Here is a 15,871-nt window from a genome sequence, read left to right on the forward strand (position 1 = left end):
CTATGTCATACAACACAAAACAATTTACTGAACGTGCAGAAGATGTCGTCAAATGGCTTGAACGAGAGTTTTCGAGTATTCGTACCGGGCGTGCCACACCGACACTTCTTGACCTCGTCTTAGTGGAGTCATATGGTGCGCGCGTACCACTCCAGCAGGTGGGTTCCGTAAATACCGAAGATGCACGCACTCTCCGTGTGTCTATCTGGGACAAGAGCGTTATAAAGAGCGTTGAGAAGGCTATCGTCGATGCAGATCTCGGCGTGTCTGTGGTGACTGATGGTTCAGGTATCCGCGTCATTTTCCCCGAGCTTACGAGTGAGCGCAGAGTACAACTTCTTAAAATCGCTAAGGCAAAGCTCGAAGAAGCACGCGTCTCACTTCGTGGTGCGCGCGACGAGACCATAAAGGAAATTGATAAACTCGAAAAAGCAGGTGAGATGAGTCAGGATGAAAAATTTAATGCAAAAGAAGACATTCAAAAACACATTGACACTTTTAATAATAAGCTCGCCACCTTGATGGATTTAAAGGAGGCTGAAATCAACATATAATGTCAATCCTCATATTTTTAGTTGTTCTTTTTGTACTTGTCTTGGTACATGAATTAGGACATTTTGCAGTGGCAAAGTGGACGGGGATGCGCGTGGATGAATTTGGTATCGGGTTCCCTCCAAAACTTTTTGGTATTCGTCGAGGTGAGACGGAGTACACGTTTAATCTATTTCCGATAGGGGGATTTGTAAAAATCTATGGTGAGGATGCTCTCCTTGAAGGGGAGGCAACTCACCCCGACGCGAATTCACGCTCATTTATGTCAAAGGGGAAGTGGGCACAAGCGACAGTACTTGTTGCAGGTATCACCATGAACATTCTTTTTGCATGGTTTCTCATCACGCTTGCTTTTAGTATGGGTGTAAAAAGTTCGGTCTCTGAGGAAGACGCGACCGCTACTGCTGTACTCGCTATTACACAAGTACTCCCCGATGGTCCTGCTGCTGAGGCAGCGCTTACTCCAGGAGCAGTCATTCGTGAGGTACAGGCGGGGGATGACACACTCACGACACTTACCCCTACAGCATTTAGTGATTTCATCGCGAAGCACCAAGATGTACCGGTCACGATTGCGTATATGCTCGAAGGAGAAATGCGTGCAGTGCAGGTGACACCAACGACAGGTGTTATTGAAGGTTCCTCACGGCCAGCTATTGGTGTCGCACTTACTCTTGTGGATACGGTCTCACGCTCACTTGGTGAATCTATTGTTGATTCATCAGTATTTGTCGTGACGGCGATTCGAGATATTACGGTAGGTATTTGGACACTTCTTGCAGACACAGTGCGTATGCAGGCCGATTTTTCGCAAGTGGCGGGGCCGGTGGGTATTGTGGGTCTTGTGGACGAAGCATCCTCGTACGGCATTACTTCACTCCTTATGTTTACTGCATTTATCTCACTTAACCTTGCGGTCATTAATATTTTGCCGTTTCCTGCGCTTGACGGAGGCAGACTTCTCTTTGTGATTATCGAGGCAGTGAAGGGAACACCGATTAAGGCACAATATGTAGCAGTTTTGAACACTGTGGGATTTTTCCTTCTTATTCTCCTTATGGTTCTCGTAACATGGAATGATATTGCAAAATTGCTGTAGATAGGCCAGAAAAACACAAATGTTGTTCGTACACTGTACGGAATCCTTAAATATTTTGACCGCACTCTCATTTAAGGTACAATAGAAAAAACACGTACACACGGGCTTTTTTGTTGGTACAGTGTTCATTAGTATTGTATTTGCACATATTCATATTATGAAACAGTCTAGACTTTTCACCCGCACACGAAAGGAAGTACCCGCAGACGAAACCGCAAAAAATGCGCAACTCCTCATTCGTGCTGGGTATGTGCATAAAGAAATGGCTGGTGTGTACTCCTATCTTCCTCTTGGGCTTCGTGTGCTTGAGAATATTAAAAGCATCATTCGTGAAGAGATGAATCATGAAGGGGGGCAAGAAATGGTGATGACTGCTCTTCAAGAAAAAGAAATCTGGGAAAAGACTGATAGATGGGATGATGCAAAAGTGGATATTTGGTTTAAGAGTGCACTTAAGAATGGTACTGAAGTTGGGCTTGGTATTACCCATGAAGAGCCGATTACACGCATCATGACCTCATACATCTCATCATATAGAGATCTTCCTCGTGCTGCATATCAATTCCAGAACAAATTTCGCAATGAGACCCGTGCAAAAAGCGGTATCATGCGTGGAAAAGAGTTTTTGATGAAAGACCTGTACGATTTTTCTCGTGATGCAGGTGAACATGAAGAATTTTATAGTCGTATGCGCGCAGCATACATCCGGGTGTTCGAGCGGCTTGGTCTCGGCGAGATTACCTATCCGACGTTTGCATCGGGGGGTATCTTTAGTGAGTTTTCTGAAGAGTTTCAGACGGTTTCGGATGCGGGAGAAGATATTATTTATGTTGATGAGGAACGCCACATTGCACTTAATAAAGAAGTGTATACCGACGAGGTGATTACAAAACTGGGTCTCGACAAGAGTACTCTCGTCGAGAAGAAATCTATCGAGGTAGGAAATATTTTCCATCTTGGTACCAAATTTTCTGAGCCTCTTGGCCTTTACTACACCGATGAAGAGGGAAATAAAAAGCCAGTGTACATGGGCTGCTATGGCATGGGTCCTACACGTATCATGGGTACTATTGTTGAGACGCTTTCAGATGCAAAAGGTATTGTATGGCCAGAGAGTGTGGCACCATTTCAAATACACCTCATTGAACTTTCAGGTGGTGATACTGAACTCAAAGACGAAGCTGATGGGCTCTATAACACTCTTAAGGAGGGTGGTGTCGAGGTGCTCTACGATGACCGCGATGCACGTGCAGGAGAGAAGTTTAATGACAGTGACCTGCTTGGCATGCCGTACCGTGTCGTGGTAAGTAAGAAAACAAAAGAAGAAGGGAAGTACGAAGTGGTCGAACGTGCGACCAGTAATGTACTCTTCATGACTGAGGAAGAACTCTTCCAAAAGTTCCTTAATACGACTGCATAATGAAAGGGATTACGTCATACATCGATTCATTTCTCAACTCACTGTCTACGGACATTGGGATTGACTTGGGTACCGCAAACACACTTGTCTATATAAAAGGCAAGGGAATTGTGCTTAATGAACCCACGATTGTAGCACTCAATAAAAAGACCGGACAGCTTGTTGCTATTGGTAATGAGGCGAAGACAATGCTCGGCCGTACGCCTTCACATATCGAAGTAGTACGCCCACTCGTGCACGGAGTTATCTCTGACTTTGAAGTAACGGAGGAGATGCTCGCGTATCTTATTGCAAAAGTGCGTGTCGGGACAAAGACCTTTGTTGCGCCACGGGTACTCATTGGTGTGCCGTCGGGCATCACCTCGGTAGAGATGCGCGCGGCACGCGACGCGGCGCGCAATGCGGGTGCACGCGATGTGTTTCTTATTGAAGAACCCATCGTTGCGGCGATTGGTTCGAAACTTCCTATTCACAAAGCACAGGGGAGTATGATTATTGATATTGGTGGTGGTACCACTGATATTGCAGTCATCTCTCTCAACGGTATTGTGACCGCCAAAAACCTTCGTGTCGCCGGAGACCAGTTGAACAACGATATCATGGCATATATTCGAGACCAATTTAAAGTACTCGTTGGCGATAAAACCGCCGAAGACACAAAAATCGCCCTTGCGTCGGTAGAGGAAGAGGGGGAATCAAAAGAAATAGTGGTGCGTGGGCGTGATGTGGTGACTGGCCTCCCACGCGAGGTAATCATTACCGACAGCGATATTCGCCAAGCAATAGGCAATTCAGTAAATGCAATTGTGGAGGCCTCACGTGACGTCATAGAACTCACACCCCCCGAGGTGCTTGCCGACGTTATGCAGCGCGGCATCAGTCTTGCAGGAGGGGGAGCACTCATTCCTGGAGTAGCACGACTCCTCGAAAATGTACTTAAGGTGCCCGTAGTAATTGTACCCGACCCGCTTCGTGCGGTAGTTCGTGGCATCGGCACGGTACTTGAAGATTTTGAACACTATGAAGAACTTCTCAGTGAAAACGAAGGAGAACTTTCACCGCAACTCTCGTGAGTCATCGCGTGTGAAGTATGTGGTGTGGATTGTTGCTGCACTGTGTATTTTAATGCTGGGAAAGGGGATAGTGAGTACCGTGTCTTCATGGGTTCCAAATGCACTCTATACGGTACGACATTACATGCAAACGTCTGTTTCTACCGTCCCTGTATTTATCCGAAGTCGAATGGAGTTGCTCAGTCATACCCAGGAACTCGAGCAAGAGTTAGCATCCAGTCAAGGTATTGCTGCAACTCTTGCCTATATAACTGCGGAAAATACGGAATTGCGCAATTTGCTCAGTGCCTCATCTTCGCCGCAGATAGTGGCAGGAGTACTCGCACGCCCGCCATACACGCCATATGACACCATGGTGCTCGACAAGGGTAGTGATGACGGCATTGTGGAATATGCCCCTGTGTATCACGGAAAGGGTATTGCGCTTGGCTATGTGCATGCGATATTTCCCCATATGTCATACGTCACTCTCTTTTCATCACCCGGCGTAGAATCCACCGTATATATTTTTGGGGCGAATCTTTTTACCACTGCCTATGGTGAAGGAGGGGGTGTCGTGCATCTGAGTGTCCCACAAGGAATTCCCCTCACCAAAGGTGATGCAGTGGTGCTTCCATCGCTCCATACCGGTACGCTCGGCACCGTAGATGAAATTCAGTCTATTGCTACCGAGCCGGAACAACATGCGTATGTGACGCTTGGTGTACCGCTCCAGTCGATTCGCATCGTGAGTGTAGGGACAGTGCCGGTGAATGCGATTTCGTTTGACGAGGCACGTACCCGGGTAGAGGCAGAGGAGCAGAAGCGTTTTATGATTTCCGTTCCTGAAGACGAACGAGTGCGTTTGAGTGCCACTTCCACGCTCATAAGTACAACCACTGCCACGACAACACCATGATGTATTTTCGTATCATTAGTTTTATATGTGTACTACTTGCAGCACTTTTCTTTCCTGTGTGGGTGTTTGCGTGTCTTGCACCACTCTACGCATTTGTCTTTGCGCCGTATGAAATACTTGTTCTTGGAGTGTGTATTGACGCCCAGTTTGGTGATACTGCACGTGGGGTGTGGTTTATATACACAGGTATTGCAGCGCTCGCGATGCTTTCCGTCATGGCTGTGCGCCCGCTTTTACGTTTTTATACATAACTATGCGATTTTTTAGAAAAAAGAAAAAACCTGAAATCTCGTTTGATGAGATTTTACTCGATGCATCTAATCTTCCGTCCTTTAATACAGGGCGTATGGAGGGACGTATCGAGTTGCCACTCAGTCGCAAAAGTATGTATGGCGTTGGCGTTATCTTTGGCTGTATCATGCTCGCCTTTCTGGGACAACTTTTTAAACTCCAAATTATTCAAGGCTCAGAACTTGCAGAAAAAAGTGAACACAACCGCACTGAGACAGGGGTGGTCGTAGCAGAGAGAGGTATTGTATATGACCGCTATGGTGAACTCGTTGCATGGAATGAAATTGATACCACCGAGCAATATGATTTCCCCGTGCGTGCATACACCGATAGGCGCGGTTTTGGACAACTCATTGGCTACGTGAGTTACCCACAAAAAGACAAGTCGGGATTCTATTTTCGTACTGACTACATTGGACGTAATGGTATCGAGGAAACGTATGAAGAAACTCTCCATGGAGAAAATGGTGAGCAATTGGTGGAAGTGAATGTGTATGGTGACGTGATTGCAGAAAACGTCGTAGATGCTGCAACTCCAGGAGGGGAAATTCATCTTTCACTTGACGCAGCACTCTCCGAAGTGATGTACGACCTTATTGCCACCACCACAGAGAAGAATGGTTTTCGTAGCGGTGCAGCGGCGATGATTGATGTGAATACTGGTGAAATAGTAGCGCTCACAAGTTTCCCTTCGTATGACCCTGAAGTGCTCGCAGATGGGGACGACGTTGACCTTATTCAGTCGTACAACGACGACCCTCGTTTTCCATTTCTCAATAAGGTTGTGGGAGGTGTGTATACACCAGGCTCTATTGTCAAACCATTTGTAGCGTATGGAGCACTCGCAGAAAATATTATTAGTCCTACCAAAGTGATTGTAAGTACCGGTGCAATTACTATCCCTAATCCGTATGACCCGAGTAATCCTGCAGTCTTTCGCGACTGGCGTTCGACTCTCGGCGCGATGACTATTCGTGATGCTATTGCGTACTCTTCAAACGTGTTTCTGATGACTATTGGGGGAGGGTACGGTGATCAAAAAGGTTTAGGTATTACACGTCTCAATAAATATTTCCGTCTCTTTGGACTCGGTACAACGACGGGTATTGCACTTTCGGGTGAGCAGAAAGGTCTCGTGCCTACGCCTGAATGGAAGCAGGAAGTATTCAAAGACGATTGGCGTTTGGGAGATACGTACCTCACTGCTATTGGACAGTTTGGATTTCAGACTACACCACTCCAGATGCTCCGTGCGTATGCGGCACTCGCAAATGGCGGAACATTAGTGACACCGCATCTCATATTAGGAGAAGTGGGGGTAAAGAAAGATATTGGACTTATTCCTGAAGATTTGAAAGTTGTGCGAGAGGGTATGCGTGGGACGGTGATTCAAGTAGGCGGTACCGCACGTGCACTTGAACGTACTGATGTGGAGATTGCCGCAAAATCAGGTACTGCAGAACTCGGTACCACCAAAGCCACGGTGAACTCATGGATTGCAGGTTACTTCCCGTATAAAAAGCCAAAATATGCATTTATTCTTTTTATGGAGAATGGTCCAAGGAGTAACACAGTGGGTGCGGGTTCGGTGATGGGTAAAGTATTTGATTGGATTGCGATAAATCGCCCTGAATACTTAGAGGAATAGGTACATAAAGGAAAAATTATTATTAGTCAAGGAACAATGATTTTTCCCCACGTTGACTTCAATGGTGGTCTACGTATAATTGACTCACTAACTTATTTACACATACATATGAATGAACCACACGACTCGTTTTTAACACAAGAAAAGTTTGAGGAACTTAAGAAAGAACTCGATCACCTCAAAACGGTTCGTCGTAAGGAAGTGGCAGAGTCACTCGAGTACGCACGTAGTTTGGGAGACATTTCAGAAAATGCTGAGTATCAGGAAGCGCGTGATATGCAAGCAGCTATCGAGGAGCGTATTCAATATCTCGAGAAGGTCATCAAAGAAGCAAAGATTGTCGCAAGTAGCAACAAGGGGGATGTGGTCGGACTCGGCTCTGAGGTAACCATTCAAAAGGGTACTGACGCAGAACATCGTACCTACACCATAGTGGGCTCAGAGGAAGCAAACATTCATGAACATAAACTTTCATACCTTTCACCACTCGGTGAAGCGCTCATGGGTAAGGCAAAGAGTGATTCATTTACCTTCGAAACCCCTGGAGGGAAGCAGACGTATACCGTACTTAAAGTGGCTTAGTTGACTAAGTAACCATACGTTTATGTTTCTGTAGGAAAACCCCGTGACGTGCTCCGCAAGTCACGGGGTTTTCATTTTGTCCATTCGACGCTACTATAGACCCATTATGTCAGCGATAGATGAAATACGAGGGGAGCGTTTGAAGAAGTTAGCAATACTTACGGAGAAGGGTATTAATCCCTATCCAGCGACCACGAAGCGCACTCACCGGGTGGAAGATATTTTGTCTTCCTTTGATACGTTGGTATCAGACGGCACTTTCGTCACCATTGCCGGAAGACTCATGATTGTGCGGGGGCAGGGGGCTATTCTCTTTGCAGATATTTTTGATAACGGTGTGAAGTTTCAGGCGGTCTTTAAAAGTAATGTGATACAGGAGGAGTCATTTACACTTTTTAAAGAAGTCATCGACAATGGTGACTTCATCGAGATGACCGGAACTATTTTTGCAACTGACAAAGGTCAGAAGTCTATACTCGTGACTGAGTGGGGTATGCTTGCAAAAAGCCTTCTGCCACTTCCTGATAAATATCATGGACTCCAAGACGAGGAAGAACGTTTTAGAAAGCGCTATCTCGACATCTTGAGTAATCCAGAACTGCGTGCACTCTTTCATCGTAAAGAACGATTCTGGGATGTGACTCGTACCTTTATGAAAGCACGAGGCTTTGCTGAAGTAGAAACTCCTACACTTGAGGTGACGACTGGTGGTGCCGAGGCACGCCCATTCCGCACCCATCATAACGACTTCGACCTCGATGTATTTCTCCGTATTTCAGTTGGTGAACTGTGGCAGAAGCGTCTCCTTGCTGCTGGTTACGACAAGACCTTTGAGATTGGTCGCGTGTACCGCAACGAGGGCACAAGCCACAACCATCTTCAGGAGTTTACCAACATGGAAAGTTACCAAGCCTTCGCGAACTACGAAGAGGGAATGGCGATGGTGCAAGATTTGTATCGTACCATTGCTCATGAAGTGTATGGTAAGACTGAGTTTACATACGGTGCGCACACCTTTGATTTTGTACATGAGTGGCCGCGTATTCGCTATGCCGAGGAAATAGAGCGTCAGACAGGACTTCATCCCGTACATGCAGATGAGACAGCAATAAAAGCAAAACTTCAAGAACTTGGTGTGCAGTATGAAGGCGACACCAAAGAGCGTCTTATGGATACCTTATGGAAGTATTGCCGTAAGAATATTACGGGACCCGCGTTCCTCATTGATCATCCGAAACTCGTCTCACCACTTGCAAAAGAAAATGAAGGAGGAGAGAGTGTCCAGCGTTTCCAGCCTATCATTGCAGGTACCGAAGTAGGGAATGGATATTCAGAACTCAACAACCCTCTTGAGCAAAAAGCACGCTTTGATGTACAGCAGGCACTGCTCCAAGGAGGAGATGAGGAAGCGATGATGCCTGATGATGAATTTGTCGAGATGCTCGAACATGGTATGCCTCCCGCATGTGGCTTCGGCTTTGGCGAGCGCCTCTTTGCCATCCTCGAAAACAAACCCCTCCGTGACGTCCAATTTTTCCCACTCATGAGACCGAAAGAATACTAATCAAGTACACAGACACAGTACTGCTATAAGGGTACGAAAACACAAAACGTGAGTCGCATGCGACTCACGTTTTGTGTTTTCTGAAGTTCTCGCGCTGTGTGCGCTCGAAACCCCCTTATAGCAGTACTGTGTCTGTTCGTATCAATTAACAAGCGTCCTTGTCGAAGCATTACGTTTTTAGAGCAGCCTACGAAACTCGTTGAGACCAACGTTTTCAAATGCCTTGCGGAGCCCACACAGGGCGAGCGGAGCAAAAAGCAAAACGTCGCACCCAAAGGGTGCGACGTTTTGCTTTTATGCGTGCATTTTAAAATGTTGGTCGAGAAAGAGTTAAGTTCCCTTATAAGTTATGCACAGATTTGTGTGGGGGTGTGGTAGACGGTGGGGCAGAGTGGTATATAATGTACATGTGGTGGGAGATAGTGGTAGACTATGAAAATAGTTTAACAGTATTGAGTTCATCAATCATTCACATGCTGATTGGAGAGTACACACACAATATCGATGCCAAGAAACGGCTGTCCTTACCTTCTAAGTGGAGGAAGGAACTTGGTAAGAAACTGGTGGTTACTCGTGGACTTGATAACTGTCTCTTTGTTTATCCCTTGAAAGAGTGGGAGAAAATTACCGAGAAAATCGGTAGACTCCCGCTCGGACAGGCGGATACAAGAGGGTTCAATCGATTTTTCCTTTCGGGGGCAGTCGAAGTGGAGGTAGATACTGTAGGACGAATTCTCGTTCCTGATTTCTTAAAGGTGTTCGCTGGATTGACCACAAAGGTCGTCCTTGCGGGTATCCATGATCGTGTAGAAATGTGGGATGAGAATCGGTGGAGTGAGTACAAGAAGCGCATTGAAGAGCAGGCTGATGCTCTCGCTGAAAAACTTGGCGAGATTGGAGTTCTCTAGGAGCCTCTAAGTTACATGATATATGCAATCTCACAAAACTGTACTTACAGACGAGGCGGTAGACGCACTCGCGATCAATGATTCTTCTGTGGTTGTTGATGCAACGCTGGGCTCTTCGGGCCATGCAAAGCGCATCATCGAAACACTCGGCTCACGCGGAGTGTTTGTCGGGATAGATGCCGATGTGACTGCGATTACAAAGGGCACCGAGGTGCTCAGAGGAAGCGCATGCACACTGCATCTTTGTAACGGAAACTTTAGAACGATTGACTCAATTTTAGAACAACTTCATATAGAGCATGCTGATGCAATTCTTGCCGACCTTGGTTGGCGGATGGAACAGTTTAGTGGCAACGGGAAAGGATTCTCCTTTCAAGTGGACGAGCCACTCCTCATGACGTTTGGTGACCCAAAAGACTATGTCTTTACGGCACGCGACATCGTGAATGAGTGGGACGAAGAAAATCTCATCAATATCCTTCGTGGATACGGTGAAGAACGCTTTGCGGGACGCATCGCACGACACATAGTCGAGGCGCGCGCAGAGAAACCGATAGAAACCACCTTTGAACTTGTTGCCATTATTGAGTCTGCAGTGCCCGCTTTCTACAAGCGCGCCCGCATCCACTGTGCTACCCGCACTTTCCAAGCACTCCGCATCACCGTGAACGACGAGTTTCTTGCACTTGAAGACTTTATCAAGAAGTCAGTTGCACTCCTCTCGCCACACGGACGACTCGCGGTCATTACCTTCCATAGTATTGAAGACCGCATTGTTAAGCATCTCTTTAAAAACCTTGCACACGATCATATTGGTATCGTGCATACCAAAAAACCTATTATTGCATCCCCTGAAGAATTACAAGAAAATCCCCGCGCACGCAGCGCCAAATTACGTATTTTTGAGAAACATGAGGAAGTATAAAACCACAACAGCACACAAAGACGAGTCACGGCTCTTTTACCTTGCGCTGTCGTGTTTTGTGATGGTACTCTTTTTATACATGTATTTCGTTAGTTCCTCTGTCCTTAATGTGGTTATGCGGAAAGAAGTAGATACGCGCATTGCCGAGGTGGGAACAGTTATTGGTGATCTCGAATCAACATATATTGAAATGCAACATGATGTGAGTAGTGACATCGCGACCCATCGGGGCTTTGTCATGGCGGAAAAAAAGATTTTTATAGACAGAACAACAGACACTCTTTCGTTATTACAAAACTAGTATTGAAACATGAGGCGTGACGCAGTAACCAGAATACGCATCATTACCGGAGTAGTGCTCGCACTTATGTGCGTGCTTATTGGACGTCTTTATTTTATACAGGTAATGCATGGGGATGAGTACCGTGCTTCGGGAGAAAGCCAGTATGTGCATACAGTACGAGAACTATACAATCGTGGGAGTGTGTATTTCACGACAAAAGACGGTGAAAAAGTTTCTGCAGCTACAATTAAAACAGGGTTTCTCCTTGCAATTGATCCAAGTAAAGTAATTGATGCAGAGCAAACGTATGGTGCGCTTGCGGGGGTGATTCCTCTTGATCACGACATGTTTATTGAACGTGCCAGTCGAAAAGATAAAACATATCAAGAGATAGAGAGACAAATCGAAAATGATGATGCTGAAAAAATTGAAGCACTTACTCTTTCGGGGGTAAAACTGTATCGGAATCAATGGCGCTACTATCCAGGGAAATCGCTTGCAGCACGCACGATAGGCTTCATTGGGTACGATGGTGATGCGCTCGTAGGGAAGTATGGCCTTGAACGCTACTACAACGACACACTCATACGCGATACCAACCATTTGAGTGTCAATTTTTTTGCTGAACTATTTAGCAACCTAGGTACTCTCGTCTTTGATGCATCTGACAAAACTGAAGGGGATGTGGTCACCACTATTGAGCCAACTGTTGCCCGTACTCTCGACAGGGTGCTCGAAGATGCACAGAAGCGTTGGAGTAGTAGCGTGACAGGCGGTATCATCATCAATCCTAAAAATGGTGAAATAATTGCGCTTAATGTCGTGCCTTCATATGATCTGAATAATCGAGGTGATATTGATATAGCATCTTTCCAAAATCCACTCATTGAAAGTGTGTACGAAATGGGTTCAATCATCAAGCCGCTCACGATGGCTGCAGGACTTGACGCAGGAGTGATAACTCCGAATAGTACCTATTATGATTCAGGGTGTATTATTCTTAGTGAAAAGAAAATCTGTAACTACGATGGTCGCGCGCGAGGGACAGTTGGAGTGCAGGAAATATTGAGTCAGTCTCTCAATACGGGTGTAGCGCACGTTGCATCACTTCTTGGAAGAGAACGTTTCCGAGATTATTTCTATGGACTCAAACTTGGGTCAGAGACGGGAATTGATTTACCGAGTGAAGGGCGTGGATTGGTAAAAAACCTTGAGGAGAATCGTGAGTTGGAATTTGCAAATGCATCATTCGGGCAAGGTATTGCACTCACGCCTATTGCCACCGTGCGTGCACTTTCAACACTTGCGAATGGTGGCATGCTCATTACTCCACATTTGGTGAAGCGTGTAGAATTTAAAGATGGCACGTCACATGATGTAGGGTATGCCGAAGGTGAGCGTGTCTTCTCCGAAAAGACGAGCGAAGACATCACTCGCATGCTCGTGACCGTAGTCGATAAAGCGCTTAAGGGAGGAAAGGCAAAAAATGAATATTACACCATAGCCGCCAAAACGGGTACTGCGCAGATTCCTGATCCCACAGGCGGGTACTACGACGATCGTTATTTACACTCATTTTTCGGCTATTTCCCCGCGTATGACCCCCAATTCCTTATTTTCCTGTATACTGTGGAGCCGAAGGGGGTAGAATATGCATCTGAAACATTGACTGATCCCTTCATTGAGTTGGTTCAATTTCTCATTAATTATTATGCACTACCCCCTGATCGTTAATCTGCATTCATAAGATAATCCTGTATGAAAGAAATATTTAAGAATATTGTTGTTGCTATTCTTACGTTTGAAGCAAAGATGCTTTTACGTCGCACACGTCCGCAAATTATTGCGGTGACGGGAAGTGTAGGAAAGACTTCTATTAAAGATGCTATCTACGAGGTCTTTAAAGGGAAAATCCATGTGCGCAAAAGTGAAAAGAGTTTTAATTCAGGAATTGGTGTACCTCTCTCTGTGCTTGGTCTCCCGAACGCATGGAATAATCCATTTAAATGGCTTAAAAATATTATTGATGGTGCACTGATTGCGATGCACCCCGGAGAATATCCAAAGTTACTCATTCTTGAAATGGGTGTCGACAGACCGGGTGACATGGACAAACTCACTGCATGGATTCGCCCTGATGTGGTGGTGCTTACACGCTTGCCGAATGTGCCTGTTCACGTAGAGTTTTTTGAATCACCTGAAGCTGTCATACGTGAAAAAAAGAAACTTGTGGATGCGCTTAAGCCCGATGGTGTCCTTGTCTATAATCAAGATGATGAAAAGATTGTAGAGATTGTTCAAGGAGTTTTTCAGCGCTCGATAGGATATAGCCGCTACTCACTCTCACCCTTTACTGCCTCTGGAGATAGAGTGATATATGAAAATGGAAAAGCTGTTGGTTTTGAATTTTTGCTCACCCATATGGATACTGCGGTCCTTATGCGTGCAAACGGCTCACTTGGAGTACAGCATGCATACAATTACGCTGCAGCCACGGCTGTAGCTTCTGTATTTAGTATTAGTGTCGATGATGCAGCAATCGCGCTCAGTACATACACGCCCCCTCCCGGACGTATGCGTCTTATCCCTGGTATCAAGGATTCACTCATTATTGATGACACCTATAATTCCTCACCAACGGCAAGTGAACGCTCCCTTATCACTTTGGGTGAGTTGAAGGGTGTGAAGCGCCGTATCGCTGTTATGGGTGACATGATGGAACTGGGGCAGTTTTCTATTCGAGAGCATGAGCGTATTGGGCATCTTGTGCCACAGAACGCACAGATTTTGGTCACAATCGGAGTGCGCTCTCGTGGAATATCAAAGGGAGCTGTTGAGGCAGGAATGGACCCAAAAAATATTTTTGAATTTGATGATGCACTTCGTGCAGGGAAGGACTTGCAGAACTTTATTAAAGCGGGTGATGCAATTTTAGTAAAAGGCTCTCAATCTATTCGCGCGGAACGCTTTGTAGAGGAACTCATGGCCGAGCCAGAAAAAGCAGGAGAAATGCTCGTCCGTCAGGACGCCATGTGGAAAACAATTAAATAATACATTGCCGACATCGTAAGTCGGCAATGTATGGAAACAGACATAATAAAAGGCCTGAAGTGTGCACGCACACTTCAGGCCTTTGTTGAGGTCGGGTCCTCTTACTTGGGACAGGCCCACTTACCAGCACCCATCGACTTGACGGACTTGCCCTTTGAGAAACAGCGACTCACAGTGGCGTAATTTTTGCTTTCGCTATTCACAACGTCGCGCGTAATTCGTGCCACACTGGACAGAGATTTCTTCTCGGTATATTCCTCCAGTGTGAAGTGTGTGGAATAATGGATATACTCTTCGTCCAATCCAGTTAATCCCATTGACCTTCCACTAAGGAGGAGGACATCGCCGTTAGTCGTTATCGCATAGTCCCCAGGCCGTGCTTGTTTTAGTTTTTCGATGATAACGGATTCGATAGGCTTCTGCATATCCTCGGGTACACTCGGCAAACTGTAGCCATAGATTATGCAGACCAAGACGACCAATAGGTAAGTAAAAACCCCAGGCTCCCAATTTTTCTTTTCAACAGCAACATCGTGACTCACTTTAGATCTCCTTGATATTGATTACTCAAAACAGGCGAAATCGCCTAGAACATTACCTTGAATGTTATACTACTAGTATCACGAAGCGTCAAGTCACGTATTTAAGCCATATACTATCCAATCGTGTGTTTCTATGGTCGACATCGTAAGTCGACCATGTTTTTTTCGTTAGTATGGTTTTTCTCCTTCTATATTTCCGGGGGGGTCGTATCTACATATCCAAAGGTCTGTTTGTGTATTGTCATTGTGTCTATCAAAGCAGGTATTTACACTACAGCCTACTTGCGTGGTGTCTGCCCAGACTATCTGCGTATAGTGACCACAATCCTCGCCACGGCGACAGGTATTTTTTTTATAATTATAAAAACGAATTTCATCCGCCCACCAGGTGACCGCCTCTTCGGGAGTGCTAATGAGGCTGCTATTATCGCTATCCGTTATCCATTGCCAGTAGAGGTTTTCACCATAGGATGTGTTGGGGTCGTGATAGAAATCACATTCGTTTTTTGTAAGTATTTTGCCCCATTCTCGTGCACTTTCTGCGAGGGTGTTTGACCATGTGAGAGGGGTGAGGCCATGCTCTTCGCGCACTTCATTGTGTGCATGAAGCATGACTGATGCATCAAAGCCCACTGCACTCTGTTGCTCTACTTCAGGCGCAGGTATTACACGTACTATGGAATCGACTTGGGGTGGGGAAGTAGTCCTCACTCTTCTTTCCACGGGTGCCTTGGAGATGGTTTCCAGTCTTTCTTCGGTACTTGTCGCTATCTGTGCTACTTCTCCTGGGGTATATACAGGTACCTGCGGCGTGGTGTACGCTACCTGAGTCTCGGGTGTGCTTGTGGACACAGGAGCATTCACGATAGATTTATTTATTATATTTTCTCGTGCAATGAAAAGGAGAGCACACACGAGTGAAAGCACAGCGAGAAGTACAATCGTCGTGAGCGTCCGTACCGTCTGGCGTGAGTAGTACATGCTTTTCTATTATACTACGATTTTACGTGTGTAGTGAAAACGCATATCATGAGT

At 45.9% G+C, this 15,871-nt stretch carries 15 protein-coding genes; 14 read left to right on the forward strand and 1 reads right to left on the reverse strand.

Annotated features, from left to right (window positions below; all coding sequences use genetic code 11):
- The first annotated feature begins 2 nt into the window (after nt 1-2).
- The 14 genes from frr to IPH92_00825 all read left to right on the forward strand — a co-directional run bounded on the left by frr (nt 3) and on the right by IPH92_00825 (nt 14,294).
- Nucleotides 3-554, forward strand: a complete 552-nt coding sequence (gene frr / locus IPH92_00760; GenBank protein QQR65098.1) for a ribosome recycling factor — start codon at nt 3-5, stop codon at nt 552-554.
- Entirely contained in the window at nt 554-1,651 is a 1,098-nt protein-coding gene (locus tag IPH92_00765; GenBank protein ID QQR65099.1) for a site-2 protease family protein, read from the forward strand. The genes frr and IPH92_00765 overlap by 1 nt, the downstream gene beginning before the upstream one ends.
- 157 nt (nt 1,652-1,808) lie before the next feature.
- The gene (locus IPH92_00770; GenBank protein QQR65100.1) at nt 1,809-3,071 is read left to right on the forward strand and encodes a prolyl-tRNA synthetase; all 1,263 of its coding nucleotides are present in this window, start codon (nt 1,809-1,811) and stop codon (nt 3,069-3,071) included.
- Nucleotides 3,071-4,144, forward strand: a complete 1,074-nt coding sequence (locus IPH92_00775) for a rod shape-determining protein (GenBank protein QQR65101.1) — start codon at nt 3,071-3,073, stop codon at nt 4,142-4,144. Before IPH92_00770 ends, IPH92_00775 begins: the two co-directional genes overlap by 1 nt.
- Entirely contained in the window at nt 4,092-5,042 is a 951-nt protein-coding gene (locus IPH92_00780) for a rod shape-determining protein MreC (protein QQR65102.1), read from the forward strand. Before IPH92_00775 ends, IPH92_00780 begins: the two co-directional genes overlap by 53 nt.
- On the forward strand, nt 5,039-5,293 hold the full coding sequence (locus IPH92_00785) for a hypothetical protein (protein ID QQR65103.1): 255 nt from the start codon (nt 5,039-5,041) through the stop codon (nt 5,291-5,293). Before IPH92_00780 ends, IPH92_00785 begins: the two co-directional genes overlap by 4 nt.
- A gap of 2 nt (nt 5,294-5,295) precedes the next feature.
- The gene (locus IPH92_00790) at nt 5,296-6,981 is read left to right on the forward strand and encodes a hypothetical protein (GenBank protein QQR65104.1); all 1,686 of its coding nucleotides are present in this window, start codon (nt 5,296-5,298) and stop codon (nt 6,979-6,981) included.
- A 108-nt stretch (nt 6,982-7,089) separates the two neighbouring features.
- A complete protein-coding gene (gene greA / locus IPH92_00795) occupies nt 7,090-7,563 on the forward strand; it encodes a transcription elongation factor GreA (protein QQR65105.1) in 474 nt (157 codons plus the stop codon).
- Between the two features lie 106 nt (nt 7,564-7,669).
- A complete protein-coding gene (locus IPH92_00800; protein ID QQR65106.1) occupies nt 7,670-9,127 on the forward strand; it encodes a lysine--tRNA ligase in 1,458 nt (485 codons plus the stop codon).
- A 407-nt stretch (nt 9,128-9,534) separates the two neighbouring features.
- Nucleotides 9,535-10,035, forward strand: coding sequence for a division/cell wall cluster transcriptional repressor MraZ (gene mraZ, locus IPH92_00805; GenBank protein ID QQR65439.1), 501 nt, complete (start codon nt 9,535-9,537; stop codon nt 10,033-10,035).
- Between the two features lie 22 nt (nt 10,036-10,057).
- Nucleotides 10,058-10,960: a 16S rRNA (cytosine(1402)-N(4))-methyltransferase RsmH gene (gene rsmH, locus IPH92_00810; GenBank protein QQR65107.1), complete on the forward strand. Its 903-nt coding sequence runs from the start codon at nt 10,058-10,060 to the stop codon at nt 10,958-10,960.
- The gene (locus IPH92_00815) at nt 10,947-11,261 is read left to right on the forward strand and encodes a hypothetical protein (GenBank protein QQR65108.1); all 315 of its coding nucleotides are present in this window, start codon (nt 10,947-10,949) and stop codon (nt 11,259-11,261) included. The genes rsmH and IPH92_00815 overlap by 14 nt, the downstream gene beginning before the upstream one ends.
- A gap of 9 nt (nt 11,262-11,270) precedes the next feature.
- Complete coding sequence (locus IPH92_00820) at nt 11,271-12,977, forward strand: penicillin-binding protein 2 (protein ID QQR65109.1); 1,707 nt, start codon at nt 11,271-11,273, stop codon at nt 12,975-12,977.
- A 24-nt stretch (nt 12,978-13,001) separates the two neighbouring features.
- Nucleotides 13,002-14,294, forward strand: a complete 1,293-nt coding sequence (locus IPH92_00825) for a UDP-N-acetylmuramoyl-tripeptide--D-alanyl-D-alanine ligase (protein QQR65110.1) — start codon at nt 13,002-13,004, stop codon at nt 14,292-14,294.
- Between the two features lie 710 nt (nt 14,295-15,004).
- Here the strand turns inward: IPH92_00825 and IPH92_00830 are convergent.
- Nucleotides 15,005-15,817 (reverse strand): hypothetical protein, encoded by an 813-nt coding sequence (locus IPH92_00830; protein QQR65111.1) that lies wholly within the window; start codon nt 15,815-15,817, stop codon nt 15,005-15,007.
- Nucleotides 15,818-15,871: the final 54 nt, after the last annotated feature.

The sequence above is a fragment of the Candidatus Kaiserbacteria bacterium genome (assembly GCA_016699245.1).
In the GTDB taxonomy this organism is placed as follows: Bacteria; Patescibacteriota; Minisyncoccia; order Phycocordibacterales; family UBA918; genus Damh-18.